The following is a 25,986-nucleotide window of genomic DNA, read 5'->3' as shown; positions in this document are numbered from 1 at the left end:
TGGAAATGATCCTGAAGCTGTTGAAAGGAAAAGCCGCACAAAACGTGGCTTCAGGTTCAAGCTCTATGGCAATTCCATGCAGTCATATCAAGCAAAAACGGGACAAGAACCCTTTTTTGCCCGGCCCGCCAATAGCTGTCAAACAGCCATGCAGGCGCCAATCGTTAACGTATTGTCGCCCAAAATTAACCAACCACAATATCGCCTTATTTTTTGCGGGGCACTGCCCCATTTCGGTCCACTTCCCGGCCATTTCGGCAGGCTTTTATCGTCTCGCGGTTGAGTGAAGGAAGCGTGATGATGGCACAGGCAAAACAGCAAAAGACGCAAGGACCACAGTCTTTCCGCGCTTCGTTGAAGCCTGGAACAATGTGCGGCCGCGAACATGGCACATCTGCCGAAAAAAGGCAGGATTGCGCCGATGGCGGAACGGTGCGGACCTCCCGGCGTGCCGGGCTGCGCTCGCTTTTTTACGCCTGGCTTGCCGCTGCCCTGTTCACCTGCCTTCTGGCGCTCGGCGTGCGCCCCGTGGAGGCCTCGCCCGACACGGGCGCAACCAGCGTGGACGCCATCAGCACCGGCAGCATCGCCACAAGCCTGCACGCCGCAGGCACCGCCTTGGCAGGCGCGCAGACTGCAACCGTGCATGTGCCGGACTCGCTCTCCGTGCTGGCCGACAGGCGGCTTCTGGTGGTGCTGGCGGCCATCGGGCTTGCCGTTGTCTGGATCAACCGCCTGCCGCCAAACCGCGACAAATCGTAAGGCACTGCCGGAGAAAACTTAAAATCGTTCAGGGCGTGTGGATGCGCTATGGCAAAAGGCATCTGCATGTCTGCCGATGGGCAGGACCTGCCGCCTCTTGCCCGCCGGGGTTGCGGCACGGGCGATTGGCTGGTAAGCGGCAGCCTCATCGATCGAGAGGCAGGCTTTCAGACCATGACCCGCATTCAGGCAAATCTTCTTCTGCTGCTGGCCGCTGCCATCTGGGGCGGCGGTTTCGTCGCCCAGTCCACGGCCATGGGGCATATGGAAGCAAACTGGTTCAATGCCCTGCGCTTCATGCTGGCCTCGGCAGCGGTGGCCCCTTTTGCCTGGCTGGAAACGCGCCGCAGCCACACGCCTCTTTCCGCACGTCAGAAAAAGGGCTTCATACTGGCGGGGATTGCGCTTTTTCTTGGCCAGACCTTCCAGCAATTCGGCCTGAAATATACCACCGTCACCAATGCCAGTTTCCTCACCGGGCTTTACGTGGTGCTGGTCCCGGTGATCGCCGTCGCCATTTTCCGGCAAAGGCCGCATTGGGTCATCTGGCCTGCGGCACTGGCATGTCTGGCGGGAATATTGCTGTTGAGCGGCGGCAGCCTGGCAAGCATGAATATCGGCGATGGGCTGACAATGATCTGCGCGCTGTTTTTTGCCATTCAGATCACCATGACCGGCAGGCTGATGGTCGGCACCCCTCGCCCCATGACGCTTGCCTTGGCGCAGTTTGCCGTGGCCGCCATTTGCAGCACGCTGGTTGCCGCGCCTCTGGAGCCGATTTCCCTTGCCGATATTGAAAACGGCGCCGTGCAACTTCTTTACGGCGGGCTCATGTCCAGCGGCGCCGCCTTTACGCTGCAAATCATTGGCCAGCGCTATACCACGGCACCGCAGGCCGCCATTTTCCTGTCATCCGAAGCGCTGTTCGGCGCACTGCTCGGCGCAGTCCTTTTGGGAGAAAGCCTGCCATTTATCGGCTATATGGGCTGCGCCCTGCTGTTCCTTGCCATGCTTGCCGTGGAGCTTGTGCCAGAATGGAGCAGGCTTCAGGCAAAAAATTCATAAATTCTTAAGAGACGGCGCATCTTTTAGAAAAGAAAAACTTTACCACGAAAGGTGGGGTTTAAGCCCAATTAAACCCCCTTGCGCGGGGAAACGGCAAATTTTTCGCGAAAAACCACCATGACAGCACGAAAAGAACACTATTCCCTCGTAGCTTGCATTTCACCGCTGCCCTGCGGTTAACAAAACTTTCGCTTGCCAATTCGTTTCAAACCGATCACTCTCCCTGCGTTCGGGCGATTTAGTGCGCGGAAAGACCTAATAATTGATAAGCACCGGAGACGCAGAAGTTCCGGGCAACCACAAGGGGAATACGACTATAAGTCGCAATATCCGGTGGCTGCGGTAGCAGGGCCCTTTCCTCAAAATATGAAACGCCCGGTCAAACCCTTTTGGGGCACTGAGCAATGCTGTCCGCCGATCCCGGACAGAGAGAAAAGGACCTGACGCATGGCCGAAACTGGCATTGTAAAATTCTTCAACACCGACAAGGGCTTCGGCTTCATCAAGCCTGACAATGGTGGCGCCGACATCTTTGTGCATATCTCTGCTGTTCAGGCTTCCGGCCTGTCCGGCTTGAGCGAAAATCAGAAAGTGAGCTTCGATACGGAACCGGACCGCCGCGGCAAGGGACCGAAGGCTGTCAATCTGCAAATCGCAGGCTGATTGCCTCGTTCCAGATTTGTCATACGCTGAGCGGCCCGGCAGTTTTGCCGGGTTTTTTTATGTTTCAGCTTCAAAGACCAACAAGGAACGGATTGTTCCGGCGCTCGTCGCCAATGCGGCTACCGGGGCCATGCCCGCAAATGAAGCCCACCTCATCGCCCAGCGGCAGCACCTTGTCGCGGATCGATGAGAGCAATTGCTGGTGATTGCCACCAGGAAGGTCGGTGCGGCCAATGGAGCCATTGAACAGCACATCTCCCAGATGGGCAAAGCCCGCGGCGCGATTGAAGAAGATGACATGGCCGGGCGCGTGGCCGGGGCAATGATAGACTTCGAACCGGTGTTCGCCGAAGCCAACCACATCGCCTTCCTGCAAAAACCGGTCCGGTACCAAGTTTCTCAACCGCATCGGCACGTTGAAACGGCTCGCCTGCATTTCGAGATTTTCCAGCATCACGCGGTCGTCTTCGTGCGGACCGATGACCGGCACTTCCAGCGCCTCGCGCAGATCCTGCGCACCGCCCGCATGGTCGAGATGACCGTGGGTGATCCAGATTTCGCTGATCTTCAGCGCCTTCTCCCGTATAATCCGGGTAATTTCCTCCACATCGCCGCCGGGATCGACAACAACCCCTTCCAATGTCTCGCTATCGAAGAAAATCGTGCAATTCTGCTGGAATGGCGTAACAGGGATGATAGCGGCTTGAAGCTTGCCCATGGCGTCCTCTCATTGTCTGGACACCGGCTTACACCAGTGAAGGGAAAGAAGAATAGCCAATTTTGCAAAGCCGCAATGCCTGAGGCATTGAAGCATGTCGCGCAAAAGTGTGCAGCGGTTTTGCGATAACGACCTGCGAAAAAACAAACACCTAAAGCGTCAGGAGCGAATCTGAAAGATCGCGACACGCTTTAGCGGGCAGCGGCCACCAGTTCCGGGCTGGCAATCGACGGATGCGGCAGTGCGAGATGACCAACCAGCAAGGCCGCCACGGCAAGCTTGAGAGAAAACACCAGAATCATGACCGGCTTCAGCCGTGTCTCCACATTCTGCTCCTCGCTCATGTCCATGGTCTTTTGCATTGCAGCGTCCTCATTTGCCTTTGCCGCCATAAAGGCTTCAGGCGCAATTTGGTTTCATCCCCGCCCGAATTTTGTCGCTTTTTCCACAGCTACAGAAGCGCGGGCATGGTCTTTTTCACGCCACAGCCGTAAGTTTCCCGCATCCACAGCAAGGACGCATGGCGCTTGAACCATCCCGTCCAGAAGGAAGACCAAATTGCAGAAACGGGCTCCTGCGAAAGCCTCCCAGAAACCCATGCCGGACCTGCCGAAAATCGATGACAAGAGCATCGATTTCGAAACGATCGAGCTGCTGTTCTTCGCCTATCGCGATTTCATTTCCGATCCGGACGGTATTCTGGAGAAGATCGGCTATGGTCGCGCCCATCACCGCGTCGTCTATTTCGTCAGCCGCAGGCCGGGCATGATGGTGGCCGATCTTCTGTCCATCCTCGGCATCACCAAGCAAAGTCTGGCCCGTGTTCTGAAAGAGCTGATCGATGCCGGCTATATCCGCCAGATGACCGGCCCGGCAGACCGGCGCCAGCGGCGGCTTTATCCCACGCTTGCCGGACGTGAACTGGCGCTGGCGCTTTGCCAGCCGCAATCGCAGCGCATCGCACGGGCCTATGACGGGCTTTCCGAAAGTGAGCGCGCCGGTGTAAAATCCTTTCTTGCCGCCATGCTCAGCAATGAGAAGGCCGCCACCGTGACGCTGGAGGAGTAAGCATGAAACGGGCTATGCTGACGGATGACGCCCCGCATCTTCTCGTCGTGGACGACGATACCCGTATTCGTGACCTGCTGCTGCGTTATCTGAGCGATCAGGGTTTCCGCGTGACCGTTGCCGCCGACGCCCAGGAAGCCCGCCGCAGGCTGGAAGGCCTGACCTTCGACCTTCTGGTGCTGGACGTGATGATGCCGGGAGAGAGCGGCATTTCACTGACCAAATTCATCTCGACCCATAACCGTGCGCCGGTCATTCTGCTGACGGCCCGTTCGGAAGCCGATTCGCGCATTGCCGGGCTGGAGGCAGGCGCCGACGATTATCTGGCCAAACCCTTCGACCCGCGCGAACTGGTGCTGCGCATCAACAATATCCTCAAGCGAAACGCCCTGAACGACGCGCCGAAGATCGAGCAGATCATGTTCGGCCCCTATAATTTCTCGCTGTCGCGCAAGGAGCTGAAGAAGGGCGCCGACGTCATCCACCTGACCGATCGCGAGCAGGACATCATGATGCTGTTTGCCAGCCGCGCCGGTGAAACCATTCCCCGGCACGAACTGGTGGGCGAGGAAGCCGATGTGGGCGAACGGACCATCGACGTCCAGATCAACCGTCTGCGCCGCAAGATCGAGGAGGACCCGGCAAATCCCGTCTGGCTGCAAACGGTGCGCGGCATCGGCTACCGCCTCAGCCGGGATTGATTGCCATGACCTTTGGCGAGGCCCTGGGGCGGCTGTTTTCGCGGCGCATTTCCTGGCTTGACCTGCGCTGGTTCAGCCGCTGGCTGCGGCGCCAGTTTCCCAGCGGCCTGTTTGCCCGGGCGCTTCTCATCATCATCCTGCCCATGCTGATCCTGCAAACCGTGCTGCTCTTCGTGTTCATGGAGCGGCACTGGCAAATGGTGACGCAGCGCCTTTCCGCCGCCGTCACCCGCGATATTGGCGCCGTCATTGAGCTGCTCGACAGCTATCCGGACAATACCGAGGCCACGCTTTTGCTGGCGCGGCAGAAATTCGGCCTGATCGCCTCCCTGGAAAAGGGCGGGGAATTGCCCGCCATAAGGCCAAAGCCCTTCTTCTCCATCCTCGACCAGTCCTTGAGCGATGAGCTGCGCACGCAGATCAAGCGCCCATTCTGGATCGATACCGTGGGTGATTCACCGCTGATCGAAATCCGCATTCAGCTCGATGACCGCATTTTGCGGATTTTTGCCCGCCGCAATCAGGCCTATGCCTCCAACACGCATATCTTCCTGCTGTGGATGTTCGGCACGTCTCTGGTGCTGATCGTCATTTCCGCCCTTTTCCTGCGCGGCCAGATCCGTCCCATTCTGGCGCTGGCCACCGCCGCCGAACATTTCGGCAAGGGCCAGCCCATGCCGGAACAGTTCAGCCCGCGCGGGGCCGATGAAATCCGCCGCGCCGGCATGGCCTTCATTCTGATGCGCGAACGTATCGAGCGGCAGATGGAACAGCGCACCGCCATGCTGAGCGGCGTCAGCCACGACCTGCGCACCATACTCACCCGCTTCAAGCTGCAATTGGCCATTGCCGGAGACAATCCGGATCTCGAACCGCTGCATGAGGATGTCGAGGCCATGCAATCCATGCTGGAAGGCTATCTGGCCTTTGCCAAGGGCGAGGCGGAAGAGGAATTCGGCACGCTGAACCTGCGCGAGATGCTGGAACGCATCCGCGAGGATTTCGAACTGCATGGAAAGACCTTGAACTATACGCTTGAAGGCGAGGAAGAGGTGCGCGTGCGCCCGCAGGCCTTCTGGCGGCTGGTGGGCAATCTGGCCACCAATGGTCGCCGCTATGCCCACACCGTCGTCGTGGAAGCGCGCCACTCACCCAAATGGCTGGTGATGAATTTCAACGATGACGGCCCCGGCATTGCACCCGAATCCCGCGAGGATGTCTTCAAGCCATTCTTCCGGCTGGACGAGGCCCGCAACCAGGATGCCTCCGGCACCGGCCTAGGCCTTGCCATTGCCCGCGACATCGCCCGCAGCCATGGCGGCAATGTCACGCTGGGAGACAGCCCGCTTGGTGGATTGAAGGCCACCATCCGCATTCCCGTTTAGAAAATATCGGGCATTGGTACTACAGCATTTTCCGTCCGTTCGGCACGGGACCGGCAACGGAGGCCAGCACGATAGCGCCGCTTTCATCCTCGAAGCCAAGGGTCAGCACCTGAGAGCGCACCGGGCCGATCTGGCGGGGCGGAAAATTCACCACGCCCAGAACCTGACGGCCGATCAGCGTTTCGGGCGTGTAATGCACGGTGATCTGCGCGGAAGACCGCAAGAGGCCGATTTCCGGCCCGAAATCGATCAGAAGCTTGTATGCGGGCTTGCGCGCCTGCGGAAATTCCTCGGCCTCGATGATGGTTCCAACGCGAATATCGACCTTCTCGAAGTCGGCAAACCCGATTTCAGGCTTCACGCCATCGCTCATTTCGCCAGTTCCTCGGCCCGGTTCCTTGCCGCCGCCACCGCCTTGTCGAACAGCGGCTGCATTCCCTCCTCCGCCATCAGCACGGACAGCGCCGCAGCCGTAGTGCCGCCCGGCGAGGTGACGTTCTTGCGCAAGGTCGCGGCGTCGTCGGGGGACTGGTAAAGCAATTCACCAGCCCCCGCGACAGTTTCCCGTGCAAGCCGCATGGCGAGGTCCGCCGGCAGGCCTGCTTTGCGGCCTGCCTCGCCAAGGCACTCGACGAGATAGAAAACATAGGCCGGGCCGCTGCCGGAAACGGCAGTGACCGCATCGATGTCGCTTTCGGTCGCCACCCATTCCACCGGGCCGCTGACCTTCAAAAGCTCATGCACCTGCGCGCGCTGGGCTTCGCTTACGCGGGCATTGGCATAAGCGCCGGTAATGCCGCGCCCGACCATTGCGGGCGTATTGGGCATGGCACGCACCATGCCCGCCTCGCCGAGATGCCGCTCCATGGAGGAAATGGTCTTTCCAGCCGCAACGGATACGACCACGCTATCCTTGCCCACCAGCGGCTTGAGAGGCGGCAGCACGGCATCCATGACCTGCGGCTTCACGGCCAGAAACAGAATATCGGCAATCAGTCCATCCGGCGCGGCCGTCACATGCACGGCACCCGCCTCGGCAATGCGGGCGGCCATGGTCGCGCTGGGGCCGGGATCGATCACCACGATGCGCGCGCCCTCCACACCGGCCTTGAGCCAGCCGGTCAGCATGGCGCCACCCATATTGCCTGCGCCAACCAGTACGATCCTGCCCGCCATGCCGCTCATGCCTCGCCAACCGTTTCGAACAGCGCCGCTTCCAATGCCGACTTGGCATCGATGCCGGACCAGACGACAAACTGGAAAGCCTGATAATAGGCCTCACACGCCTCGACCGCCGAGGACAGCAACACTTCGACCTGCTGGTTGGTGGCTTCCGCTCCCCCGGCCAGAAGCAGTGACTGGCGGAAGATCACCACATCCTCCTGCCGCCAGAGATCGAAATGACCCATCAGAACCTGACCATTGACCAGCGACAGAAGCTTGAGGATTTCATTGGCCTTGATGTCCGGCACCTTGAGATCGAAGGCGCAGGCCAGATGCAGCGCCTCGCAGCTTTCCATCCAGGAAAAGGAAACCTGATAAGAGGCCCAGCGCCCATCCACGGTCATGGCGATTTCGTCCTCGCCGGAGCGCTCGAAGGACCAGTCGTTGCTGGAAGCAACGAACTCGATCATATCGACCGGGTTGGAGTGACGTTCAAATTCCAGTTCCATGAGCCTCATGCAGCACCTTTTCGATCCGGATCGAGTGAGACGATGAACGCGACGAAGCATCGACGAAACCAACGCACTGACCGGAAAACACGCTTGGAATGATGCCCGTCACCCCCAGAATACCCGCAGGCACCCTGCCCGAAACTTGCCGGGCCGCTTCGAATCATCATTTAAAATCAGTGTATAGCGGGAGGGGGTCTGCGCCAGCCCCGAAGTCCCGTTTTGGTCCCCGTGACTGTGGACAGGGCTTTGGAGATCACTTTGCCATCCTGGCTTAACCGACTCTGCCAACTCGGTTTTTTGGCAATCTCCACATGTGGATAAAAAATCGTTAACAGCCCGGCCGAACCACCACGGTACCCCTGTGGGTAAGTCTTTCGAATCAAAACAAAAACGGCCGCAAGACCTGCGGCCGTCTTTCAACGTGATTATTGATTTGCAGGCGCGATTACGCGAAAAATCCGCGAGACCCGAAAGAAGCGTAATCAGTCAGCCTTGCCGGACAGCCTGGCCTCCAGCGCCTCGATCCGCGCCTTCAGCGCCTCGTTTTCGTCAAGCGCGCGGGTGGCCATCTCCCGCATCACGTCGAACTCCTCGCGGCGCACCACGTCGAGGCTGTTGAGCCAGCGCTCCGCCTGGGCATGAAAGGCCTGTTCCATCTCCTTGCGCACCCCCTGCGCGGCGCCAGCGGCATCCGTCATCAGCTTGGCGAACTCATCCATGAAACGGTTGCTGCCGGCGCTCATCGTCATGCTCCATCTGTTTGTGCTTTCGAGGTCTTCAAATAACCTGTTTTGGAGGTAGGCACTGCACAGGCCCGTTGCAAGCAAAAAAATGCGGATGACGGGCCGCTTGTGCGCATGGAACCGAGATTCATCTTGACCGGTGCGGCAGGCACGGCCATTTTCCGCCAAACACATGAAAGCATGACCTTGACGACACTCGCCAATTATTTCGCTCTTCTGGCCTATCCCGAGATTGATCCGGTGGCCGTCTCGCTGGGTCCGCTTGCCATTCGCTGGTATGGGCTGGCCTATGTGGCCGGAATTCTGCTGGGCTGGTGGGTAGCCCGGCGTATGATCGCCAGGCCCGAGCTATGGCCGGGAAACAGCATTGCGATTACGGACCGGCATCTCGACGACTTCCTCGTCTGGGCAGCCGTCGGCATCGTGCTGGGCGGGCGCATCGGCTATGTGCTGTTTTACGATCTCGATCCGGTTCTGGCCAATCCGCTTCTGGCGCTTCAGGTGTGGAATGGCGGCATGTCGTTTCACGGCGGGCTGACGGGCGCGACCCTTGCCATGCTTCTGTTTGCCCGCAAGCACGCCCTGCCCACATGGCCGCTTTTCGACATCGTGGCCAGCGTTGCCCCGATCGGGCTGTTCTTCGGCCGCATCGCCAATTTCATCAATGGTGAATTGTGGGGCCGCCCCACGGATGTGGCCTGGGCCATGGTTTTTCCGGGCGGCGGCCCCTTTTCCCGCCATCCGAGCCAGCTTTACGAGGCAGCGCTGGAAGGCATTGTGCTGTTTGCGGTCGTGCAACTGGCCGGGCGCAGGGGCGGGCTTCTGAAAGCGCCGGGCACCGTAAGCGGCATTTTCATCTGCGGTTATGCATTGGCGCGCATTTTCGTGGAATTCTTCCGCGAACCCGACGCGCAACTGGGCTATCTTGCCGGAAACTGGTTGACGATGGGCATGGTTCTGTCCACACCCATGTTCGCACTCGGCCTCTGGGCCATCCTGCGGGCACAGCGGGCGGTAAAGACGATATGAACGGGGAGCAGGGAACCATGTCCACTCCGCTCGCGGAAAAAATCAAGGCGATCATTCGGATGAATGGCCCGCTCAGCGTGACGGATTATTTCGCCTTGTGTCTGGCCGATCCCGAACACGGTTATTACAAGACCCGCGAACCCTTCGGCACGGGCGGCGATTTCATCACCGCCCCGGAAATCAGCCAGCTTTTCGGTGAGATGATCGGCGTTTTCGTCGTCCACGCCTGGCAGCGCCATGGCCTGCCCGCCCCGGTGCGGCTGGCCGAGGTTGGCCCCGGCCGCGGCACCATGATGAGCGACATGCTGCGGGTGATCGCCCGGCTTGCTCCCGATCTTTACCGGGATTGCACCGTGCATCTGGTGGAAACCAGCCAGCGGCTGCGGGACGTGCAGCATGAGACGCTGGAAAGCCATATCGAAAAGATTTCCTGGCATTCGAGCTTCGATGAGGTGCCGCCCGGTTTTGCGCTGGTGGTCGCGAACGAGTTGTTCGACGCCATTCCTATCCGGCAATTCGTCAAGACCGGCGCAGGCTTTCGCGAGCGCATGGTCAGCCTCGGCATCGATGACGAACTGACCTTTACCACCGGCGTCGCCGGGCTGGATCCCGCATTGCTGCCGCCGGGCAGCGGCACACCGCCCGACGGCACGATCTTCGAGATCGCCCCGGCGCGACAGGCCGTGATGCAGGCCATGTGCGAGCGCCTGAAGCATGAAGGCGGCACGGCGCTGATTATCGATTACGGCCACATCTCCACCGGCTTTGGCGATACCTTGCAGGCCATCAAAAACCATGGCTTCGATCCGCCGCTGGCCCATCCCGGCCTGGCCGACCTGACCAGCCATGTCGATTTCGAGGATCTGGCCCGCACCGCCATGGCGGCGGGGGTGCATGTGAACGGCTGCCTGCGGCAGGGCGATTTTCTGGTGGGGCTGGGCATCGAGGATCGCGCCGGCGCATTGGGACGCGGCAAGGAGCAGGCCGTGCAACGCGAACTGACGGATGCCGTGCAACGGCTGGCCGGCGCTGGCGAAGGCTGCATGGGTGAACTTTTCAAGGTTCTGGCCGTTTCAAGCCCGGCGCTTGCCTTGCAGCCGTTCCGCGCCGGAGAGTGATGTCTCCGGCCCACGGAAACTGGTGTGCGGTTTTCGTCGCGGACGACGAATCTGGTAACACTGCACGACGCAGGGCGTGATGACGCAGTCATTGTTACCGCAGTGAAGGATTTTGCCATGGCTGTCTCCCCCCTTATCAGTCCCTTGCTTGAACAGGCCGGAACGGCAGGCTTGCGGCACGGCTTCTTCACCCGGCAGGGTGGCGTATCGGAAGGGATTTACGCCGGGCTGAATGTGGGCACTGGCTCTAACGACCGTCCCGAGCATGTGAACGAGAACCGGCAGCGCGTGGCGCAATGGTTCGGGCTTGGTACAGATCGCCTCGTCACCGTGCATCAGGTTCATTCGCCGGATGTCGTGACGGTCACGGCTCCATTCGAGGCAGAGCGGCCAAAGGCCGACGCCATGGTTACGAACCGTCCGGGCCTCGTTCTCGGCGTGCTTTCCGCCGATTGCGGGCCTATCCTGTTTGCCGATCCGGAAGCGGGCGTTATTGGCGCTGCCCATGCGGGCTGGAAAGGCGCGCTGACGGGCATTCTGGAAAACACCATAGACGCCATGATCCGGCTGGGGGCCGAGCGCGGCAGGATCAGGGCCACGCTTGGGCCCTCGATCAGCGGCAACGCCTATGAGGTGGGACCGGAATTCGTGGAGCGTTTCGTGGCTGAGGATGCGGGCTATGAAAGCTTTTTCCGCCCGTCGGAAAAGCCCGGCCACGCCTGGTTCGACCTGCCCGCCTTTACCGCGCAACGGTTGACACGGGCCGGTATTGCCGCCGATAGTCTTGGCCTGTGCACCTATGCGGATCCGCAGCGCTTCTATTCCTATCGCCGCACGACCCATGCCGCCGAGCCCGATTACGGGCGCCAGATTTCGGCCATCGCGCTTCAGGAAAGGCCGTGAGCGGGCCAGTTTCCGCAAACGGACAAAACCATATAACCGTTTTGCTCCAGTCAAGGAGGCATCATGACGCTGCATTTCCCCCGTGAAGAATTTGCCGCGCGACTGGAGCGGCTCAAGGCCCGGATGCGCGAGGAAAAGCTCGACGCGCTGCTGCTGTTCGCCCAGGAAAGCATGTATTGGCTGACGGGATATGACACGTTTGGCTATTGCTTCTTCCAGTCGCTGGTGGTGAAGGCCGATGGCAGCATGGCGCTTTTGACCCGCGCCGCCGATTTGCGGCAGGCGCGGCTGACATCCACCATCGAAAATATTCTGGTCTGGGTGGATCGCAGCAATGCAGACCCGAGCATGGATCTGAAAAACCTGCTGGTGGACATGGACCTTCTCGGCTGCCGTCTGGGTATCGAATACGATACCCACGGCATGACAGGCCGGACGGCAAGGCTGATCGACAACCAGTTGGTCAGTTTCGGCGAGTTGATCGATGCCTCTACCATCGTCAGCGATTTGCGGCTCATCAAGAGCGAGGCGGAAATCCGCCATATCGAACGGGCGGCATTGCTTGCAGACGACGCGCTGGAGGCGGCCCTGCCGCTGGTGGCCGCCGGTGCGGACGAGGCCGCCATTCTGGCCGCTCTGCAAGGCGCGGTTCTGGCCGGTGGAGGGGATTATCCGGCCAATAATTTCATCATCGGCTCAGGCGAAGAGGCCCTGCTCTGCCGTTACAAATCCGGCCGGCGCATTTTGCAGGCGCAGGATCAACTGACGCTGGAATGGGCAGGCGTGAGCGCGCATTACCACGCCGCGATGATGCGCACCGTGCTGATCGGCGAGCCCGGCCCCCGGCACATGGAGCTTTACGACGCCTGCACCGCAACACTTCAGGACATGGAAGCGCGGCTGAAGCCGGGCCACACCTTCGGCGAGATTTTCGACGCGCTGGCCCGCAGCCTCGACGAGGCGGGCATGACCCGCCACCGGCTGAATGTCTGCGGCTATTCGCTGGGCGCGCGCTTTGCGCCGTCATGGATGGAGCATCAGCTTTTCATGGCGGGCAACCCGCAAGCCATCCTGCCCAACATGTCGCTTTTCCTGCATGTCATCATTCTGGACAGCGAGCGCAACGCCGCCATGACGCTTGGCCAATCCTATCTGACCACGGACGCAGGCCCCCGCAGCCTTTCACGGCATGGGGTGGATTTGCTGCGGCGATAAGCATGGCAGGCAAAAGCATGGCCAGGAAAAGTGTATAGCGGTTTTCCGTCCGGCCATGCGTGCAAAAAAGCATGGCCAGGAAAAGTGTGTAACGGTTTTCCGTCCGGCCATGCGTGCAAAAAGCCATGGCCCAAGAAAAGTGTATGGAGGTTTTCCGTCCGGCCATGGACTAAATATTTAACTGTTTTGTGCAAGGCTTGCGCGATGACCATCAGCATCGGGGCGCGTGCTGATGGTTTCCATCTTTGCAGGGAGCCTGCCGATGCGATTTTTCCGCTCTGCCATGGCCATCACGCTTGCCGCCCTTTCGGGCTGCAACACCTATGAGACCTTGACCCCACAGGTGGATGTGGGCACCAGCGGCTCCATTTCCAGCAGCCCGTTGACCGAAGCCGACATGCAGACGGCCATGCGGCAAAACGACCACTATCCCGTGCCGCCGGAAGAGGTTCCGGGCGGCGGACCCGTGCGTCGGCAAAGTTTCGCGCAGGCCTATGCAAATCCGCCCGTGCAGGAGGATACGCTGGAGCCGGTGGAAAGCGGCGCATTCGCTTCCACGCCAAACGACACGCTGGAGGCGCAGGCTTCCGCCTTGCAGCAAGGCTATAATCCGGCAGCCTCGCAACCCCTCGACCAGCCGGTCAGGGATGAGGCCGCACCGCGCCGACGCGCGCTCAAACCGCATAGGGAAAGCGCAGAGACGGTACCTCCCGCCGCCGGGTCAGAAACACAACAGGCGACTGCGGCCGCTCCAGGCCCGCCACAAGAGCCGCAGCAGGCCGCACTACCGCCAGCCGATCCTGCCACCTTGCGCTTCCTGCCGATCATCGGAGCGCCGGAAAGCGCGTTGCGGCCGCTGGCCCGCCACCTTGCCGCCGATGCCGAAGCCAAGGGCCTCAAGATCCAGCTCAGCGCCGATCAACCCGGCGCCTATGTGCTGAAGGGCTATCTCTCCGCCATGCAGGATGGCGCCAGCATCAATATCAGCTACGTCTGGGATGTGCTGGATGGCGCGGGCAACCGTGTGCATCGCATTCAGGGACAGCAGGCCATTCCGGGCAAGGCATCGGACCCATGGGAAGCCGTTCCGGCCTCCATCATGCAGCTTATCGCCACGCGCACCATCGAGGATTACGCAGCCTTTGCAAGGCAGCACCGGAGTTGACGGCAAAGGCGGCGGCCCTGGGTTTTTCCACCGCCGCAGGGCAAAATCGGTCCGCGTTTACGAAATTCATTCATTCCCCTAGCAAACCACTTGCATTCAGGGGCAAGGGCGGTAAAAAGCGCGCAACGCGGCGGCAACCGGACATGACGGAAGATCGCCGCCGATTGTGTTTATTGCTGCACGCGCAAGGGGCAGTCCCCGAAATGGCAGCAACACGGGACAGGCGGGAAAACATGAAGGTCTTCGCAGGTAATTCAAACCGGCAATTGGCTGAAGCAATCTGCAAGTATCTCAATGTTCCCCTTGGAAAGGCCAGCGTCCGCCGCTTTGCCGATCAGGAAATCTTCGTGGAAATCCAGGAGAATGTCCGCGGCGAAGACGTTTTCGTGGTTCAGTCCACGTCCTTTCCGACCAATGACCACCTGATGGAACTGCTTATCATGATCGATGCCTTCCGCCGGTCCTCGGCGCGGCGCATCACGGCGGTCATCCCCTATTTCGGTTATGCCCGGCAGGACCGTAAACCCGGTCCGCGCACACCCATCTCCGCCAAGCTGGTGGCCAATCTCATCACCGAGGCTGGCGCCGACAGGGTGCTGACGCTGGACCTTCACGCCGGGCAGATCCAGGGCTTCTTCGATATTCCGACCGACAATCTCTATGCCGCGCCGCTGCTGGCGCGCGACGTCAAGGACCATTACAACCTTGAAAATGTCATGGTCGTTTCTCCCGACGTTGGCGGCGTGGTGCGCGCCCGCTCGCTGGCCAAGCGGCTGGACTGTCTGCTGGCCATCGTGGACAAGCGCCGTGACCGGCCCGGCGAGTCGGAGGTGATGAATATTATCGGCGACGTGGAAGGCAAGGATTGCATCCTGATCGACGATATTGTCGATTCCGGCGGCACGCTGTGCAATGCCGCAGAGGCGCTGCTGAAAAAGGGCGCGACCAGCGTAACAGCCTATATCACCCACGGCGTTCTTTCGGGCGGCGCCGTCACCCGCGTAACCTCCTCCAAGCTGCGCGAACTGGTGATTACCGACTCCATCCAGCCGACCACCGCAGTCCAGTCGGCGCACAATATCCGCGTGCTCAGCACCGCCACGCTTCTGGGCGAGGCAATCAACCGCACCAGCGCCGAGGCCTCGGTTTCCAGCCTGTTCGACTGATTGCAAAAACGCGAGTGACGCAACAAGGCGGGTGCATCCCAATGCGCCCGCCTTTTGTTTTGCCCGGATGCCAGACCTTCAAGGCGAGGATGCGTTCGCATCTTCGATGCCATGATAGAGGGCGTGTATCAATTGCTACAAATGCGATGGCCTGCACAGGCAAGGTTGGACGCAAATGACGGGCAAAGTCTGCCGAAAACTTGCGAACCTGTCAGAAATTTCCACAAAGCCGAAACCTAACGAACTGATATATTTACTGAATTTAAATAAATACAATACAATAAATATTATGCATTAAAACAAATTACTCAGCTTGACGCTAACGCGACAGATTAACCACCACTTTATTTATGGTTATCAATTTCACATTTCCTATATCACTTATGCACAAATTTGGGATAGACCTGAAAATGGCGCTTGGGGCTGCAACGCCGCAGCGGCAGGTGTCTTAACCTCTTTGCAAAAACCGATTTGTTTCCATGCCATTGACCCCACTTGACATGCTAAGTGATCCGAGGCTGCACGACCTGATCCGCAGGCAGGCGCTCGGCTTTCTGACCCGCTTTCAGGAGCGCCCGCATATGGGGCGTGTTTTCGCCAGCCATCAGAAGTGGCTGCTGGCGCATATCGCGCTGAAGATTTACTTCGAAAAGGGCTTCATTCTTTCGGCCCGCTTTTTCGAAAAGATCGAAGAACTGGGCGTGGCAAGCCGCAACACCGCAGATTCTTTTCTCAAAGAGCTTGAGGCCTACAACATTGTCCAGCAGATCAGTTGCGAGGACCGGCGCAGCCGCCCCCTCGTGCCCTCCGAACTGACGCTGACGACCGTGGCTGGCTGGCTGCTCAACCATCTCCAGACGCTGGATGATTTCGATGGCGGCACGCGGCTGGCGACATTTCATGCCGATCCAATCGGTGTCCTTGCGAAAATGCACCCCATCATTGCCGATGCCTTTCTTGTCACGCCGGAGCTGCTGCAACAGCCTGCAATCTTCAAGCCGTTCATCTGGCTCAACAATGGCAATGTCGTCATTGACTGGATGATTGCCAACACCGTTCCCACCGTGGCGGGAACGGCTGAGGTTCCAACCGCCATTATTTCCATTCAGACCATGGCGGAAACCTTTCACCTGTCGCGCACCCACCTGACGCGCAAGCTGCTGGAAGCCGAACAGATGGGAACCATTGGCTGGCAGGGCGTGCGCGGACGTTCGGTGCTTTGGGTTTCCAATGATTTTCGCATGGCCTATGCGCGCGCCCAAACCACGAAACTGTCGATCATGGATCACGCCTGGCATCAGGCGGGGCTGGCTGAAGTATAGCGTTTTACAGCAAGATCGCTGCACATTTTTGCGCATCTTGCTTTCGGTTTTGAGCAGACAGGCGCCTACTTTGCCGGCAACGGGCAGATCACCCCATCGAACAGTCTGGAACGGGTGAGAAAGCGCTTCTCGCGTCCATTATCCAGCGAAAACATGCCGCCGCGCCCGGCCACGACATCGATAATCAATTGCGTATGCTTCCACACTTCATACTGGCTCTGGTGAATATAGAAGGGCACGCCGTCGATCTCGCCAAGCTTCACATCCGTATCGCCGACAATATAGTCGTCGGCAGGATAGCACATGGGAGATGACCCGTCGCAACAGCCGCCCGACTGGTGAAACAGGATTTGCGGATAATCCTGCCGGATTTCCCGGATCAGCCGAATGGCCGCATCCGTGGCAATCACGCGCGGTGTTTCTTCTTCCATGAATTCCTCCTGCAAGACCTAAAGCATTTTCAGGAAAAGTGGGAACCGGTTTTCCGTCCGAAAATGCGTAAAAAAATAGTTAGAGTGGTTCAGCGTTTCCGTGAAACAATGTACCGCTCTAACAAATAAGGGCCGAAAACCTTAAAGCGGTCTTCGGCCCGGTTTCAGACAAGGCTCATAGCGGTTCTCGTTCCACGCATTTCCGAACGGAAAACCGTAATGACACTTTTCCTGGAAATGCTCATTTCCTTTCACGCATTTCCGAACGGAAAACCGTAATGACACTTTTCCTGGAAATGCTTAGAAGAATCCCAGCGCCTTGGGGCTGTAGCTGACCAGCATGTTCTTGGTCTGCTGGTAGTGATCGAGCATCATCTTGTGCGTTTCGCGGCCAATGCCCGATTGCTTGTAACCGCCGAAGGCCGCATGGGCCGGATAGGCGTGGTAGCAATTGGTCCAGACGCGGCCTGCCTGAATATTGCGCCCGAAGCGGTAGCAGGTATTGGCGTCCCGGCTCCATACACCGGCCCCGAGGCCGTAGAGCGTGTCGTTGGCAATGGCGAGCGCCTCGGCCTCGTCCTTGAAGGTGGTGACGGACACCACCGGCCCGAAGATTTCCTCCTGGAAGATGCGCATCTTGTTGTGCCCGCGAAACACGGTGGGCTTGACGTAATAGCCGCCCGCAAGATCGCCCGGCAACTCGTTGCGATAGCCGCCGGTCAGCACTTCGGCCCCTTCCTGCTTGCCGATGTCGATATAGGAGAGAATTTTTTCAAGCTGCTCGCTGGAAGCCTGCGCGCCGATCATCGTGGACATTTCCAGCGGATGCCCCTGGATCACCGCCTCCACGCGCTTTACGGCCTTTTCCATGAAGCGGTCATAGATCTTTTCATGCACCAGCGCGCGGCTGGGGCAGGTGCAGACCTCGCCCTGATTGAGGGCGAACATGGCAAAGCCTTCCAGTGCCTTGTCCAGATAATCGTCATCCTCGTTCATCACGTCGGCAAAGAAGATGTTCGGCGATTTGCCGCCCAGTTCAAGCGTGACGGGAATGAGGTTCTGGCTGGCATATTGCATGATGAGCCGCCCGGTGGAGGTTTCCCCCGTAAAGGCGATCTTGGCGATGCGCGGACTGGACGCAAGAGGCTTGCCTGCTTCCAGGCCGAAACCATTGACGATATTCAGCACGCCCGCGGGCAAAAGGTCGGCAATCAGTTCGGCCCAGACGAGAATGGAAGACGGCGTCTGTTCGGCGGGCTTGAGAACCACGCAATTGCCCGCCGCCAGCGCTGGCGCCAGCTTCCATGCCGCCATGAGAATCGGGAAATTCCAAGGAATGATCTGGCCGACCACGCCCAGCGGCTCATGGAAGTGATAGGCCACGGTGTCGTGGTCGATTTCGCCGATCGAGCCTTCCTGCGAACGCACGCAGGCGGCGAAATAGCGGAAATGGTCGATGGCCAGCGGAATATCGGCAGCCATGGTCTCGCGCAGCGGCTTGCCGTTATCCCAGGTTTCCGCCCGCGCCAGAAGCTCGAGATTGCTTTCCATGCGGTCGGCAATCCGGTTCAGCATGTTGGCGCGCTCGGTGGCGGAAGTGCGGCCCCACTGGTCCTTGGCCGCATGGGCTGCATCCAGCGCAAGGTTGATGTCGCGCTCATCGGAACGGGCCACCTCGCACAGCTTGCCGCCGGTCACAGGCGTCGTATTGTCGAAATAGCGCCCGCCAACCGGCTCGCGCCATTCCCCGCCAATGAAATTTCCGTATTTCAGCTTGAACGGACTGCTGGCAATTGTCTGAACCTGAATGTTCATGATTTTCCTCCCATGGATGCATGAGCGGCCAAGCCGCATCAGGGGGTTCCCTCCAGAACCTTGAGAAGATGATCCCGCCGAACCCGCCCTTTGACCAGTGGCCCGGTTCGATACCGCATCGCACAGTGTCGCATCCTTGCGACACAGGCGGCAAAAGCCGTCAATGCAAATCCAGCCGCTTCATCTTGCGATGCAGGGTGGCGCGGCTGATGCCCAACACCTGCGCCGCCTGTGAGACATTGCCGCCCGTGCGCGACAGAACCCGGCGAAGTGCGGCACGCTCGGCATCGAGAAGGTCCTCACCCTCCACCCTGCCCTGCTCCTCCAGGGCATCGGCGGCAGGCAGGCCGCGGGCAATGGCCTGATCGTCGATATGCAGGATCTGGCGGGCCGTGCGCGTTGCCCCAAGAATAAGATCGTCCCGATCCACCGCCAACAGGGCCGAAGGCGAACCGGCATGGGACAGCATGACGATGCGCGCCTTGGGGAAAGCAAGCCGGAACAGGTTGGTCTCCACCCGCAGCGCGGCATCGCGCACGGCCTGGGAGAGCATGGAAAGCGTCAGTTCCGACACGTCATTGCGGCAGGTGGAAATATCCAGCGCCGCCGTCACCTGCCCCAGATGATCGCGGATAGGCGCCGTCGCGCAGCTCAGCGCAATATTGGCCGACAGAAAATGCTGCTCCCGGTGAACCGTCACTGCCCGTTCGTCGGCAAGGGCCGTGCCGATGCCATTGGTGCCGGCGCTGGCCTCGCTCCACACCGCCTGCTGCCAAAGGCCAAGACGATGGAAATCCTTGTCGTCGCCCGCCACGCCCCGCCGCTCCAGCACCACGCCATGCATGTCCGCCAGCACCAGGCAGCAACCCGAGCGACCAACCGTAGCAAACAGCCGGTCGATCTCCTCGGTACTGGCGCTGAGCAGGTGGGCGCCGCGTTCCCGCGCGCGTTTGAATTCCGCCTCCTCCAGCGTCTGGGGCTGGCGGCGCTCATCCGGCGTCAGGTGGTGAAGGTCGAGACATCGCCGCCATGAGGCGGCAATGGGCGAACTGGCAGCGCGCGAGCCCTCCAGCGCCACGGAATAGACCTTGTCTGAATGCTTGTGTGCGACGTTCATTTGCTCCTCCCAAAGCAGACGACATCCTCAACCATCATGAACCCTTGGCGTTCATCTGGCAATCGAGACTTTGGGCGACCGGAAACGGGCGGAAGACTTGCGTTTGCAGGCTATGTGCGCTATGAGCCGCGCGTCCGCGCAGACACCCTTGGAGGCAACGCGGATGAAGCCATGACATTTCATTGCTTCAAGTCCGGGTCGGGCGCAAGGCCATCGGCTCCGGGCTCTCCAGTAACTTTGAAAGGAATAGCCATGAGCCACGCATCTTACGAGCTCAAGGCCGTCGCACGCGAACGGGTTGGTAAGGGGTCCTCCCGTGAACTTCGCCGCAACGGTTTGATTCCGGCTGTCATCTATGGTGACAAGCAGGCCCCCATCGCCATCGCGCTGAACACCAATGAAGTCACCAAGCGTATCCACGCTGGCGGTTTCATGACCACGGTTGCCGTTATCGACCTCGACGGCCAGAAGATCCGTGTTCTGCCGAAGGACTACCAGCTCGATCGCGTTCGCGATTTCACCATGCATGTCGATCTGCTGCGCGTCTCCGCCAACAGCGAAGTCACGGTTGCCGTTCCGGTTCACTTCGAAAACGAAGAGAAGTCCGCCATCAAGACCGGCGCCGTTCTCAACATCGTTCGTCACGAAGTCGAGCTGCACGTTCCGGCCTCCAACATTCCGGAATTCATCACGGTCGATCTGGCTGGCCTGAAGGTTGGCGACAGCGTTCACATTTCCGCAGTCAAGCTGCCGGCCGGCACCTCGCCGGTCATCGCTGACCGCGACTTCACCATCGCCACCATCGTTGCTCCGGCAGCAGGCGTTGAAGAAGAAGCTGCAAGCGAGTAATTTCGCCAGCGTGACATGAGGCAAAGCCTCTGGAAAACCCGCCCTCGTGGCGGGTTTTTTGTTGCCGTCCTGCCACGGCGGCGCCACTGCCCTTGCTGTGCCATGGAGCATGATCCGACCGGAGCGAAACGAGGATCGACAGGATTACGCCTCTACAGCGCCGTGCGTTTTATCAAACGCACGAAGGACGCTGTAACACTTTAAAGCTGCTGCATAATTTTTACCTTAAATCGATTCCGATTTAAGGAATTATGCAGTAAATCACCACCGGCGCGGGTGAGGGATTCAACCTGCATTAAGATATAGGTGGCATGATCCTTGGAAAATCTCGAAAGATGTACGGGGGAAACATGGTCATTTCCTGCCGGAAGCGTCTCGGATCGGATGCCATGCGGGTTTGCGGCAAGCCTGCACGACATTCCGTAAAAATGAGGGGTAAGCGGAATGAATCCTGTCGGCCAGGCATGTTGGCAAGCGGCCAGGTCCTGCAACCGGACAAAGACGGTCGCCAGGCGCGCCAATGACCCTTGCGTGCGGGGACTTTGCCCATGAGCCCCTCGGTGGAGAAGCGTTTTCTGGCCATTGTCGGTGGAACCGTTTTCAGTTGCATCATCCCGCTTTTCGTTTTGCTTCTGGCATTTTCCACCGAGCGCGCCGCCTCCCGGCGTGAAAACGCCATTGCCATGGTGGTGGAAGCCAATGCCCAGGCGCTGGCCAAGCCCTTGTGGGATTTCGATTCCGAAAGCGTCTACCAGATCGCCGCCACGCTTGTTTCCAGCAGCAATGTGGATGGCGTGGAAGTCAAGGATGTGACCGACGGCATCGATATTCAAATCCCCCTCAAGGCCGACAGGAGCAATATGCTCCAGGTCAGCCGGCCCATTTTCTACCTCCACGAGGAAGGCCCCAAGGACGTTGGCCGCATTACCGTCTACTACCAGAAGAAGGGAATGCTGGACGGGCTGCGCAACACGGAAATGATCTTCATGGGGATCTTTCTGCTGGCGGTCATCATCATTCTGCTGGCCGCCATCATCGGCAACCGGCTTATCGTGATGAAGCCGTTGCTGCGCCTGACCGCCGCCATAGAGGCCACGCGGCGTCTTGGCTCGCGCCACGCCGTTGACTGGGAGTCCAATGACGAGATGGGGCGGCTCGCCCAAAGCTTCAACGCCATGCAGATGAAGCTGCAAGCCGAGGAAAACGAGCTGAAAAACGCCCACAGGCTGGCGACGGACATTTACAATCTGACGCCTGCCATGCTGTTTTCGCTGGACAGGAAGGACAGGATCACCAGTGTCAGCGATTACTGGCTGCTGGCCACCGGCTACCGCCGCCAGGACGTGATCGGCCTTGCCTTCAGCACCTTCCTGCCGCAGGAGGAGCGCTGCACCTTTCTCAAGGCCCGAACCACCGATGACAGCGCAACCCAGCGGCGCGAATGCACGACGAAATTTGCCTGTGCCGACGGCCGCATCATGGATGTGCTGATCGTCGAATCGAGCCGCCTGCCGCAGGAAGGCAGCGCCACGCTTTCACTGAGCGTCATGACCGACATAACCGCCCTCAAGCAATCGGAGGCGCTGAACCGGCAGCAGGCGATAACCGACCATCTGACCGGCCTCATCAACCGTCAGGGCTTCGAGCAGGCGCTGGAGGCCGAAATTGCCGCCACAAACCGCGAAGGCGGCACGCTGGCCTGCCTTTTCGTGGATCTCGACCGCTTCAAATGGATCAACGACAATCTCGGCCATCAGGCGGGCGACATGGCCCTGCGCCGGCTGGTGGGCATGATCCTGCCGCAACTTCCCGAAGGCTCGGTTGCCGCCCGCATCGGCGGTGACGAGTTTGCCATTCTGCTGCGCTCCGACGATGCGGAAACAGCCGCCGAACTGGCTGCCGCCCGCATATGCGGCATTTTCGAAACGCCCTTCGTCATCAAGGGCGCGGCAACCCGGCTCAGCGCCAGCATCGGCATTGCGCTTTATCCGCACCATGCGCAAACGGCCGCCGAATTGCTGCAAAAAGCCGATATGGCCATGTATAATCGCAAGCGCGACGGCAAGAACGGTCTGCGCATCTTCGATGACACCATTGGCAGCTCAGCCCGGCGGCGCGCCGAAATCGAGGAGATGACCGAGCAGGCCCTGAAACGCGACTGGTTCGACGCCTATCTCCAGCCCATCACCGACCTTTCCAGCGGCCGCACGGTCGGCTACGAGGCCCTGATGCGCCTGCGCCACCCCGTCAAGGGCATTGTCGCCCCCATGGACATCATTACGGTGGCCGAGGAAACGGGCGCCATCCACGAAATCGGCAAGCAGGTCTTCGGCAAGGCGCTGGAACATTTTACCGAGCTTTCGAAGCTCACCGGCGATACCGCCTCCTATCTGGCGCTCAATCTCTCACCCTTGCAGATCGATGCCAGCCTGCCCGTGTGGCTTGCCAGCGCCGTCCATCTTTTCAACATCGACCCGGCACGCATCATCATCGAAATCACCGAGGCAACGCTGATGCGCGATAACCCGCAAATCCAGATGATCCTCCGAAGGATTGGCCAGTTCGGCTGCCGCATTGCACTGGATGATTTCGGCACCGGCTATTCCTCGCTCAGCTACCTTACCCGCTTCCCGGTCAATATCATCAAGATCGATCAATCCTTCATCCGCGCCATCACTGCCGAAAGCGAGGAATTGCGCCTGCGCAGCCGCCTGTTGATCGAAGGCATCGCCGCCATTTCCCACAAGATGAAGTGCGCCGTGGTGGCCGAGGGCATAGAAACCGACATACAGCGGCAGGAATTGCGGGCAATCGGCGTGGATTACGGACAGGGTTATCTCTTCGGAAAGCCTATGGCCTTCGAGGAGTTGAGCGCGCAGATGAAGAACAATGACAGCATGAAGCTGCGGGCCTGATTGCCATGTCACGCCGCCAGCCCACAGGCCCCTTACAGGCCGCGACACCCCTTGCCAGACGCAATACCACGCTCAAACATTTCCGGGAAACCTGCGGGGCGGTTTTCCGCAAGTGGATGACGTGCGGACAAATCATCGCTGCGATCCTCGTTGCCTCACCTTTCGGCGCGCTGGCCAATGATCACCTGCATTTCACCACTGAGGATTACTTTCCTTACAACTATCTCGAGGACGGCAAGATAAAAGGCGTGAGCTATGATCAGCTGCGGTTGATCATGCAGGGCATTCCCGTGAGCTACAGCGTCGATATGATGCCTTGGGCGCGAGCTTACGCCATTGCCGAAAACGAGCCGATGGGCTGCGTATTCACCACCGCCCATATCGCGGAACGGGATGCATTGTTCAAATGGATAGAGCCACTGGTGGTGGATCGCAACCTCCTCGTCAGCCGCACCAGCGCATCCGTCGATGCCGATACCATTGAAAAGGCACGCAATTACATCGTCGGAACCCAGCGCGAGGATTATACGCAGACCTCGCTGGAAAAGCTGGGCTTTGCCAGAATCGATCTCGCCGCCAATCTGGACTTTACCCTCAAGAAACTCCAGAGCGGCCGTATCGACCTCATGCCGATTTCCGAACGCCTGCTTTATAAGCTCCAGCGTCAAGGCATTGCCCTGAAGGCGCAACTCGTTCTTTCGGTGGAGACCTTTTCCATCGCCTGCAACAACACGGTTCCGGACGGGATCGTCGAGAAAATGCAGGCCAATCTGGACCAGATCATCAAGGATGGCCGCCAGCGCGAGATCCTTGAACGCTATGACATGACGCTGCCGCAATAAGACAGCCTCTCATGCGGGCGGCATTCGCCCCACTTGACATCGCGACCGTTTCGCGGTGGTGAAAGCCAGCCTTTACCAGATGCGGATGCTTTTCATGCTTGTCATTACCGGCCTTGGCAATCCCGGCGCGCAATATGCGGCCAACCGGCACAATATCGGTTTCATGGCGGTGGACGCCATCCACGATGACCATGGCTTTTCGCCCTGGTCGAAAAAGTTCAAAGGCGAGGTTTCCGACGGCACGATTGCCGGCGAGAAGGTGCTGCTGATCAAACCGCAAACCTATATGAACCTGTCCGGCGAAGCGGTCGGTGAAGCGCTGCGCTTCTACAAGCTCGGCCCCGAAAGCCTGATTGCCATTTATGACGAACTGGATCTTGCCCCCGGCAAGGCCCGCATCAAGACCGGCGGCGGCCATGGCGGGCACAATGGCATCAAATCGCTGGATGCCCATTGCGGGCTGAATTACCGCCGCCTGCGGCTTGGCATTGGCCATCCGGGCGATAAGGCGCGCGTGCAGAACCATGTCCTGGGCGATTTTTCAAAGGCCGACAAGGCATGGCTGGACCCCATGCTCGAGGCGCTGGCGCGCAATGCCGACATGCTGGTGCGCGGCGAGGAAAGCCAGCTCATGAACAAGCTGGCACTGGCCACAGGCGGCAAGGCGGAAGAAGAAAAGCCCAAATCCGCCAAGCCACAAAAGTCGCATATCCATCAGGCCCGCAACTCCGCCCAGCCGCGCAAACTGCCCGAAACCGGCCCCATGGCCGAGATGCTGAAGAAAATGTTCGGCGATAAGAAGGATCAGGCATGAACTCTGCCCCCTCAGCCCCCGAGATTCGGATACGACCGGCTGAAAGCGGCGATCTCAGCGAGATTGTTGCGCTCTACCGCGAACTCAACCCCGACGATGACAGCCTTTCTTCAGAAATCGCCGGGCACGCCTTTGCAGCCCTTCTGGCTCATCCGGGCCTGACTGTCTTTGTGGGACTGGATGGTGAATGCGCCGTCGCAACGGCCACATTGAATGTTATTCCAAATCTCACCCGCAATGCCCGCCCTTACGCCATCATCGAAAACGTCGTCTGTCTCACGAGCCATCGCGGCAGAGGATTCGGCAAGGCCGTTGTGACCCACGCCATCAAGGCTGCGTGGGAAGCCGGTTGCTACAAGACCATGTTGCTGACGGGCCGAACCGATGCCGCAGTCCATCGCTTTTACGAAGGCTGCGGCTTTGTCCAGAACAAGACCGGCTACCAGATCCGCCGATGAAAATCCCGCAACCGTGCCTGTAAATTCGGCAAGGGAGAGCCGGTGC

General features: G+C 59.5%; 28 protein-coding genes. 19 read left to right on the top strand and 9 right to left on the bottom strand.

The features are described from left to right. The first annotated feature begins 5 nt into the window (after nucleotides 1–5). From T424_RS22590 to T424_RS0114145, 4 genes are all read left to right on the top strand, one after another. Entirely contained in the window at nucleotides 6–287 is a 282-nt protein-coding gene (locus tag T424_RS22590) for a hypothetical protein (protein WP_154664916.1), read from the top strand. A 10-nt stretch (nucleotides 288–297) separates the two neighbouring features. Further along, nucleotides 298–762 (top strand): hypothetical protein, encoded by a 465-nt coding sequence (locus T424_RS0114155; protein WP_161712581.1) that lies wholly within the window; start codon nucleotides 298–300, stop codon nucleotides 760–762. A 174-nt stretch (nucleotides 763–936) separates the two neighbouring features. Then, a complete protein-coding gene (locus T424_RS0114150; protein WP_027488320.1) occupies nucleotides 937–1,827 on the top strand; it encodes a DMT family transporter in 891 nt (296 codons plus the stop codon). A gap of 447 nt (nucleotides 1,828–2,274) precedes the next feature. Next, nucleotides 2,275–2,490 carry a cold-shock protein gene (locus tag T424_RS0114145; protein WP_027488319.1) on the top strand — a complete coding sequence of 72 codons (216 nt, stop codon included), beginning with the start codon at nucleotides 2,275–2,277 and terminating at the stop codon, nucleotides 2,488–2,490. A 70-nt stretch (nucleotides 2,491–2,560) separates the two neighbouring features. On the opposite strand, the gene T424_RS0114140 is transcribed toward T424_RS0114145, so the two are convergent. Both T424_RS0114140 and T424_RS0114135 read right to left on the bottom strand, forming a co-directional pair. Then, nucleotides 2,561–3,208, bottom strand: coding sequence for an MBL fold metallo-hydrolase (locus T424_RS0114140; RefSeq protein ID WP_027488318.1), 648 nt, complete (start codon nucleotides 3,206–3,208; stop codon nucleotides 2,561–2,563). Nucleotides 3,209–3,399: 191 nt separating this feature from the next. Next, complete coding sequence (locus T424_RS0114135) at nucleotides 3,400–3,570, bottom strand: hypothetical protein (protein ID WP_154664914.1); 171 nt, start codon at nucleotides 3,568–3,570, stop codon at nucleotides 3,400–3,402. A 235-nt stretch (nucleotides 3,571–3,805) separates the two neighbouring features. On the opposite strand from T424_RS0114135, the gene T424_RS0114130 reads away from it, so the two are divergent. Genes T424_RS0114130 through T424_RS0114120 form a run of 3 tightly spaced genes read left to right on the top strand, consistent with a single transcriptional unit; the run spans nucleotide 3,806 to nucleotide 6,362 of the window. Next, the gene (locus tag T424_RS0114130; protein WP_084268509.1) at nucleotides 3,806–4,276 is read left to right on the top strand and encodes a MarR family winged helix-turn-helix transcriptional regulator; all 471 of its coding nucleotides are present in this window, start codon (nucleotides 3,806–3,808) and stop codon (nucleotides 4,274–4,276) included. Nucleotides 4,277–4,278: 2 nt separating this feature from the next. Further along, nucleotides 4,279–4,977 (top strand): response regulator, encoded by a 699-nt coding sequence (locus T424_RS0114125; protein ID WP_027488315.1) that lies wholly within the window; start codon nucleotides 4,279–4,281, stop codon nucleotides 4,975–4,977. 5 nt (nucleotides 4,978–4,982) lie between these two features. After that, nucleotides 4,983–6,362: a sensor histidine kinase gene (locus T424_RS0114120; protein ID WP_027488314.1), complete on the top strand. Its 1,380-nt coding sequence runs from the start codon at nucleotides 4,983–4,985 to the stop codon at nucleotides 6,360–6,362. A 19-nt stretch (nucleotides 6,363–6,381) separates the two neighbouring features. On the opposite strand, the gene T424_RS0114115 is transcribed toward T424_RS0114120, so the two are convergent. The 4 genes from T424_RS0114115 to T424_RS0114100 all read right to left on the bottom strand — a co-directional run bounded on the left by T424_RS0114115 (nucleotide 6,382) and on the right by T424_RS0114100 (nucleotide 8,781). Then, entirely contained in the window at nucleotides 6,382–6,735 is a 354-nt protein-coding gene (locus T424_RS0114115) for a tRNA-binding protein (RefSeq protein WP_027488313.1), read from the bottom strand. Continuing rightward, complete coding sequence (proC, locus tag T424_RS0114110; protein ID WP_027488312.1) at nucleotides 6,732–7,547, bottom strand: pyrroline-5-carboxylate reductase; 816 nt, start codon at nucleotides 7,545–7,547, stop codon at nucleotides 6,732–6,734. The genes T424_RS0114115 and proC overlap by 4 nt, the downstream gene beginning before the upstream one ends. Beyond that, nucleotides 7,544–8,044 (bottom strand): type III secretion system chaperone family protein, encoded by a 501-nt coding sequence (locus tag T424_RS0114105; protein WP_027488311.1) that lies wholly within the window; start codon nucleotides 8,042–8,044, stop codon nucleotides 7,544–7,546. Before T424_RS0114105 ends, proC begins: the two co-directional genes overlap by 4 nt. 476 nt (nucleotides 8,045–8,520) lie before the next feature. After that, complete coding sequence (locus T424_RS0114100; RefSeq protein WP_027488310.1) at nucleotides 8,521–8,781, bottom strand: accessory factor UbiK family protein; 261 nt, start codon at nucleotides 8,779–8,781, stop codon at nucleotides 8,521–8,523. A 186-nt stretch (nucleotides 8,782–8,967) separates the two neighbouring features. Here T424_RS0114100 and lgt point away from each other — a divergent pair, with 186 nt between their 5' ends. From lgt to T424_RS0114065, 7 genes are all read left to right on the top strand, one after another. Further along, entirely contained in the window at nucleotides 8,968–9,810 is an 843-nt protein-coding gene (gene lgt / locus T424_RS0114095; protein ID WP_027488309.1) for a prolipoprotein diacylglyceryl transferase, read from the top strand. 17 nt (nucleotides 9,811–9,827) lie between these two features. Continuing rightward, the gene (locus tag T424_RS0114090; RefSeq protein ID WP_027488308.1) at nucleotides 9,828–10,928 is read left to right on the top strand and encodes a class I SAM-dependent methyltransferase; all 1,101 of its coding nucleotides are present in this window, start codon (nucleotides 9,828–9,830) and stop codon (nucleotides 10,926–10,928) included. Nucleotides 10,929–11,045: 117 nt separating this feature from the next. Then, nucleotides 11,046–11,831, top strand: coding sequence for a peptidoglycan editing factor PgeF (gene pgeF, locus T424_RS0114085; protein WP_037067770.1), 786 nt, complete (start codon nucleotides 11,046–11,048; stop codon nucleotides 11,829–11,831). 63 nt (nucleotides 11,832–11,894) lie between these two features. Further along, entirely contained in the window at nucleotides 11,895–13,046 is a 1,152-nt protein-coding gene (locus T424_RS0114080) for a M24 family metallopeptidase (RefSeq protein ID WP_027488306.1), read from the top strand. Nucleotides 13,047–13,308: 262 nt separating this feature from the next. Further along, nucleotides 13,309–14,211: a hypothetical protein gene (locus T424_RS0114075; protein WP_037067768.1), complete on the top strand. Its 903-nt coding sequence runs from the start codon at nucleotides 13,309–13,311 to the stop codon at nucleotides 14,209–14,211. 233 nt (nucleotides 14,212–14,444) lie between these two features. Continuing rightward, the gene (locus T424_RS0114070) at nucleotides 14,445–15,377 is read left to right on the top strand and encodes a ribose-phosphate pyrophosphokinase (protein ID WP_027488304.1); all 933 of its coding nucleotides are present in this window, start codon (nucleotides 14,445–14,447) and stop codon (nucleotides 15,375–15,377) included. Nucleotides 15,378–15,877: 500 nt separating this feature from the next. After that, nucleotides 15,878–16,699, top strand: a complete 822-nt coding sequence (locus tag T424_RS0114065) for a thioredoxin domain-containing protein (protein WP_154664913.1) — start codon at nucleotides 15,878–15,880, stop codon at nucleotides 16,697–16,699. Between the two features lie 65 nt (nucleotides 16,700–16,764). On the opposite strand, the gene T424_RS0114060 is transcribed toward T424_RS0114065, so the two are convergent. The 3 genes from T424_RS0114060 to T424_RS0114050 form a co-directional block, all read right to left on the bottom strand. Continuing rightward, nucleotides 16,765–17,130: a DUF779 domain-containing protein gene (locus tag T424_RS0114060; RefSeq protein ID WP_027488302.1), complete on the bottom strand. Its 366-nt coding sequence runs from the start codon at nucleotides 17,128–17,130 to the stop codon at nucleotides 16,765–16,767. Nucleotides 17,131–17,430: 300 nt separating this feature from the next. After that, on the bottom strand, nucleotides 17,431–18,945 hold the full coding sequence (gene adh / locus T424_RS0114055; RefSeq protein ID WP_027488301.1) for an aldehyde dehydrogenase: 1,515 nt from the start codon (nucleotides 18,943–18,945) through the stop codon (nucleotides 17,431–17,433). 160 nt (nucleotides 18,946–19,105) lie between these two features. Next, on the bottom strand, nucleotides 19,106–20,062 hold the full coding sequence (locus tag T424_RS0114050; protein ID WP_027488300.1) for a helix-turn-helix domain-containing protein: 957 nt from the start codon (nucleotides 20,060–20,062) through the stop codon (nucleotides 19,106–19,108). 252 nt (nucleotides 20,063–20,314) lie between these two features. Here T424_RS0114050 and T424_RS0114045 point away from each other — a divergent pair, with 252 nt between their 5' ends. From T424_RS0114045 to T424_RS0114025, 5 genes are all read left to right on the top strand, one after another. Continuing rightward, on the top strand, nucleotides 20,315–20,911 hold the full coding sequence (locus T424_RS0114045) for a 50S ribosomal protein L25/general stress protein Ctc (protein WP_027488299.1): 597 nt from the start codon (nucleotides 20,315–20,317) through the stop codon (nucleotides 20,909–20,911). A 548-nt stretch (nucleotides 20,912–21,459) separates the two neighbouring features. After that, nucleotides 21,460–23,826, top strand: a complete 2,367-nt coding sequence (locus T424_RS0114040; RefSeq protein WP_027488298.1) for a putative bifunctional diguanylate cyclase/phosphodiesterase — start codon at nucleotides 21,460–21,462, stop codon at nucleotides 23,824–23,826. 5 nt (nucleotides 23,827–23,831) lie between these two features. After that, nucleotides 23,832–24,668 (top strand): substrate-binding periplasmic protein, encoded by an 837-nt coding sequence (locus T424_RS0114035; protein ID WP_245269565.1) that lies wholly within the window; start codon nucleotides 23,832–23,834, stop codon nucleotides 24,666–24,668. Nucleotides 24,669–24,762: 94 nt separating this feature from the next. After that, nucleotides 24,763–25,482: an aminoacyl-tRNA hydrolase gene (pth, locus tag T424_RS0114030; RefSeq protein ID WP_027488296.1), complete on the top strand. Its 720-nt coding sequence runs from the start codon at nucleotides 24,763–24,765 to the stop codon at nucleotides 25,480–25,482. Next, nucleotides 25,479–25,940 (top strand): GNAT family N-acetyltransferase, encoded by a 462-nt coding sequence (locus tag T424_RS0114025; RefSeq protein ID WP_027488295.1) that lies wholly within the window; start codon nucleotides 25,479–25,481, stop codon nucleotides 25,938–25,940. Before pth ends, T424_RS0114025 begins: the two co-directional genes overlap by 4 nt. Nucleotides 25,941–25,986 lie beyond the last annotated feature (46 nt).

This window comes from Allorhizobium undicola ORS 992 = ATCC 700741, assembly GCF_000621665.1.
Lineage (GTDB): Bacteria > Pseudomonadota > Alphaproteobacteria > Rhizobiales > Rhizobiaceae > Allorhizobium > Allorhizobium undicola.
This window is presented reverse-complemented; position numbering and strand designations above follow the sequence as displayed.

Excerpts from the sequence above, each read along its gene's own strand:
- T424_RS0114140 (WP_027488318.1), bottom strand. The coding sequence starts at position 3,208 with ATGGGCAAGCTTCAAGCCGCTATCATCCCTGTTACGCCATTCCAGCAG.
- T424_RS0114120 (WP_027488314.1), top strand. The coding sequence starts at position 4,983 with ATGACCTTTGGCGAGGCCCTGGGGCGGCTGTTTTCGCGGCGCATTTCC.
- T424_RS0114090 (WP_027488308.1), top strand. The coding sequence starts at position 9,828 with ATGTCCACTCCGCTCGCGGAAAAAATCAAGGCGATCATTCGGATGAAT.
- T424_RS0114125 (WP_027488315.1), top strand. The coding sequence starts at position 4,279 with ATGAAACGGGCTATGCTGACGGATGACGCCCCGCATCTTCTCGTCGTG.
- T424_RS0114025 (WP_027488295.1), top strand. The coding sequence starts at position 25,479 with ATGAACTCTGCCCCCTCAGCCCCCGAGATTCGGATACGACCGGCTGAA.
- T424_RS0114155 (WP_161712581.1), top strand. The coding sequence starts at position 298 with ATGATGGCACAGGCAAAACAGCAAAAGACGCAAGGACCACAGTCTTTC.
- T424_RS0114100 (WP_027488310.1), bottom strand. The coding sequence starts at position 8,781 with ATGAGCGCCGGCAGCAACCGTTTCATGGATGAGTTCGCCAAGCTGATG.
- T424_RS0114075 (WP_037067768.1), top strand. The coding sequence starts at position 13,309 with ATGCGATTTTTCCGCTCTGCCATGGCCATCACGCTTGCCGCCCTTTCG.
- T424_RS0114050 (WP_027488300.1), bottom strand. The coding sequence starts at position 20,062 with ATGAACGTCGCACACAAGCATTCAGACAAGGTCTATTCCGTGGCGCTG.
- T424_RS0114065 (WP_154664913.1), top strand. The coding sequence starts at position 15,878 with ATGCTAAGTGATCCGAGGCTGCACGACCTGATCCGCAGGCAGGCGCTC.
- T424_RS0114040 (WP_027488298.1), top strand. The coding sequence starts at position 21,460 with ATGAGCCCCTCGGTGGAGAAGCGTTTTCTGGCCATTGTCGGTGGAACC.
- proC (WP_027488312.1), bottom strand. The coding sequence starts at position 7,547 with ATGAGCGGCATGGCGGGCAGGATCGTACTGGTTGGCGCAGGCAATATG.
- T424_RS0114135 (WP_154664914.1), bottom strand. The coding sequence starts at position 3,570 with ATGCAAAAGACCATGGACATGAGCGAGGAGCAGAATGTGGAGACACGG.
- T424_RS0114060 (WP_027488302.1), bottom strand. The coding sequence starts at position 17,130 with ATGGAAGAAGAAACACCGCGCGTGATTGCCACGGATGCGGCCATTCGG.
- T424_RS0114045 (WP_027488299.1), top strand. The coding sequence starts at position 20,315 with ATGAGCCACGCATCTTACGAGCTCAAGGCCGTCGCACGCGAACGGGTT.
- T424_RS0114115 (WP_027488313.1), bottom strand. The coding sequence starts at position 6,735 with ATGAGCGATGGCGTGAAGCCTGAAATCGGGTTTGCCGACTTCGAGAAG.
- T424_RS0114105 (WP_027488311.1), bottom strand. The coding sequence starts at position 8,044 with ATGAGGCTCATGGAACTGGAATTTGAACGTCACTCCAACCCGGTCGAT.
- pgeF (WP_037067770.1), top strand. The coding sequence starts at position 11,046 with ATGGCTGTCTCCCCCCTTATCAGTCCCTTGCTTGAACAGGCCGGAACG.
- adh (WP_027488301.1), bottom strand. The coding sequence starts at position 18,945 with ATGAACATTCAGGTTCAGACAATTGCCAGCAGTCCGTTCAAGCTGAAA.
- pth (WP_027488296.1), top strand. The coding sequence starts at position 24,763 with ATGCTTGTCATTACCGGCCTTGGCAATCCCGGCGCGCAATATGCGGCC.
- T424_RS0114150 (WP_027488320.1), top strand. The coding sequence starts at position 937 with ATGACCCGCATTCAGGCAAATCTTCTTCTGCTGCTGGCCGCTGCCATC.
- T424_RS22590 (WP_154664916.1), top strand. The coding sequence starts at position 6 with ATGATCCTGAAGCTGTTGAAAGGAAAAGCCGCACAAAACGTGGCTTCA.
- T424_RS0114145 (WP_027488319.1), top strand. The coding sequence starts at position 2,275 with ATGGCCGAAACTGGCATTGTAAAATTCTTCAACACCGACAAGGGCTTC.
- T424_RS0114130 (WP_084268509.1), top strand. The coding sequence starts at position 3,806 with ATGCCGGACCTGCCGAAAATCGATGACAAGAGCATCGATTTCGAAACG.
- T424_RS0114070 (WP_027488304.1), top strand. The coding sequence starts at position 14,445 with ATGAAGGTCTTCGCAGGTAATTCAAACCGGCAATTGGCTGAAGCAATC.
- T424_RS0114035 (WP_245269565.1), top strand. The coding sequence starts at position 23,832 with ATGTCACGCCGCCAGCCCACAGGCCCCTTACAGGCCGCGACACCCCTT.
- T424_RS0114080 (WP_027488306.1), top strand. The coding sequence starts at position 11,895 with ATGACGCTGCATTTCCCCCGTGAAGAATTTGCCGCGCGACTGGAGCGG.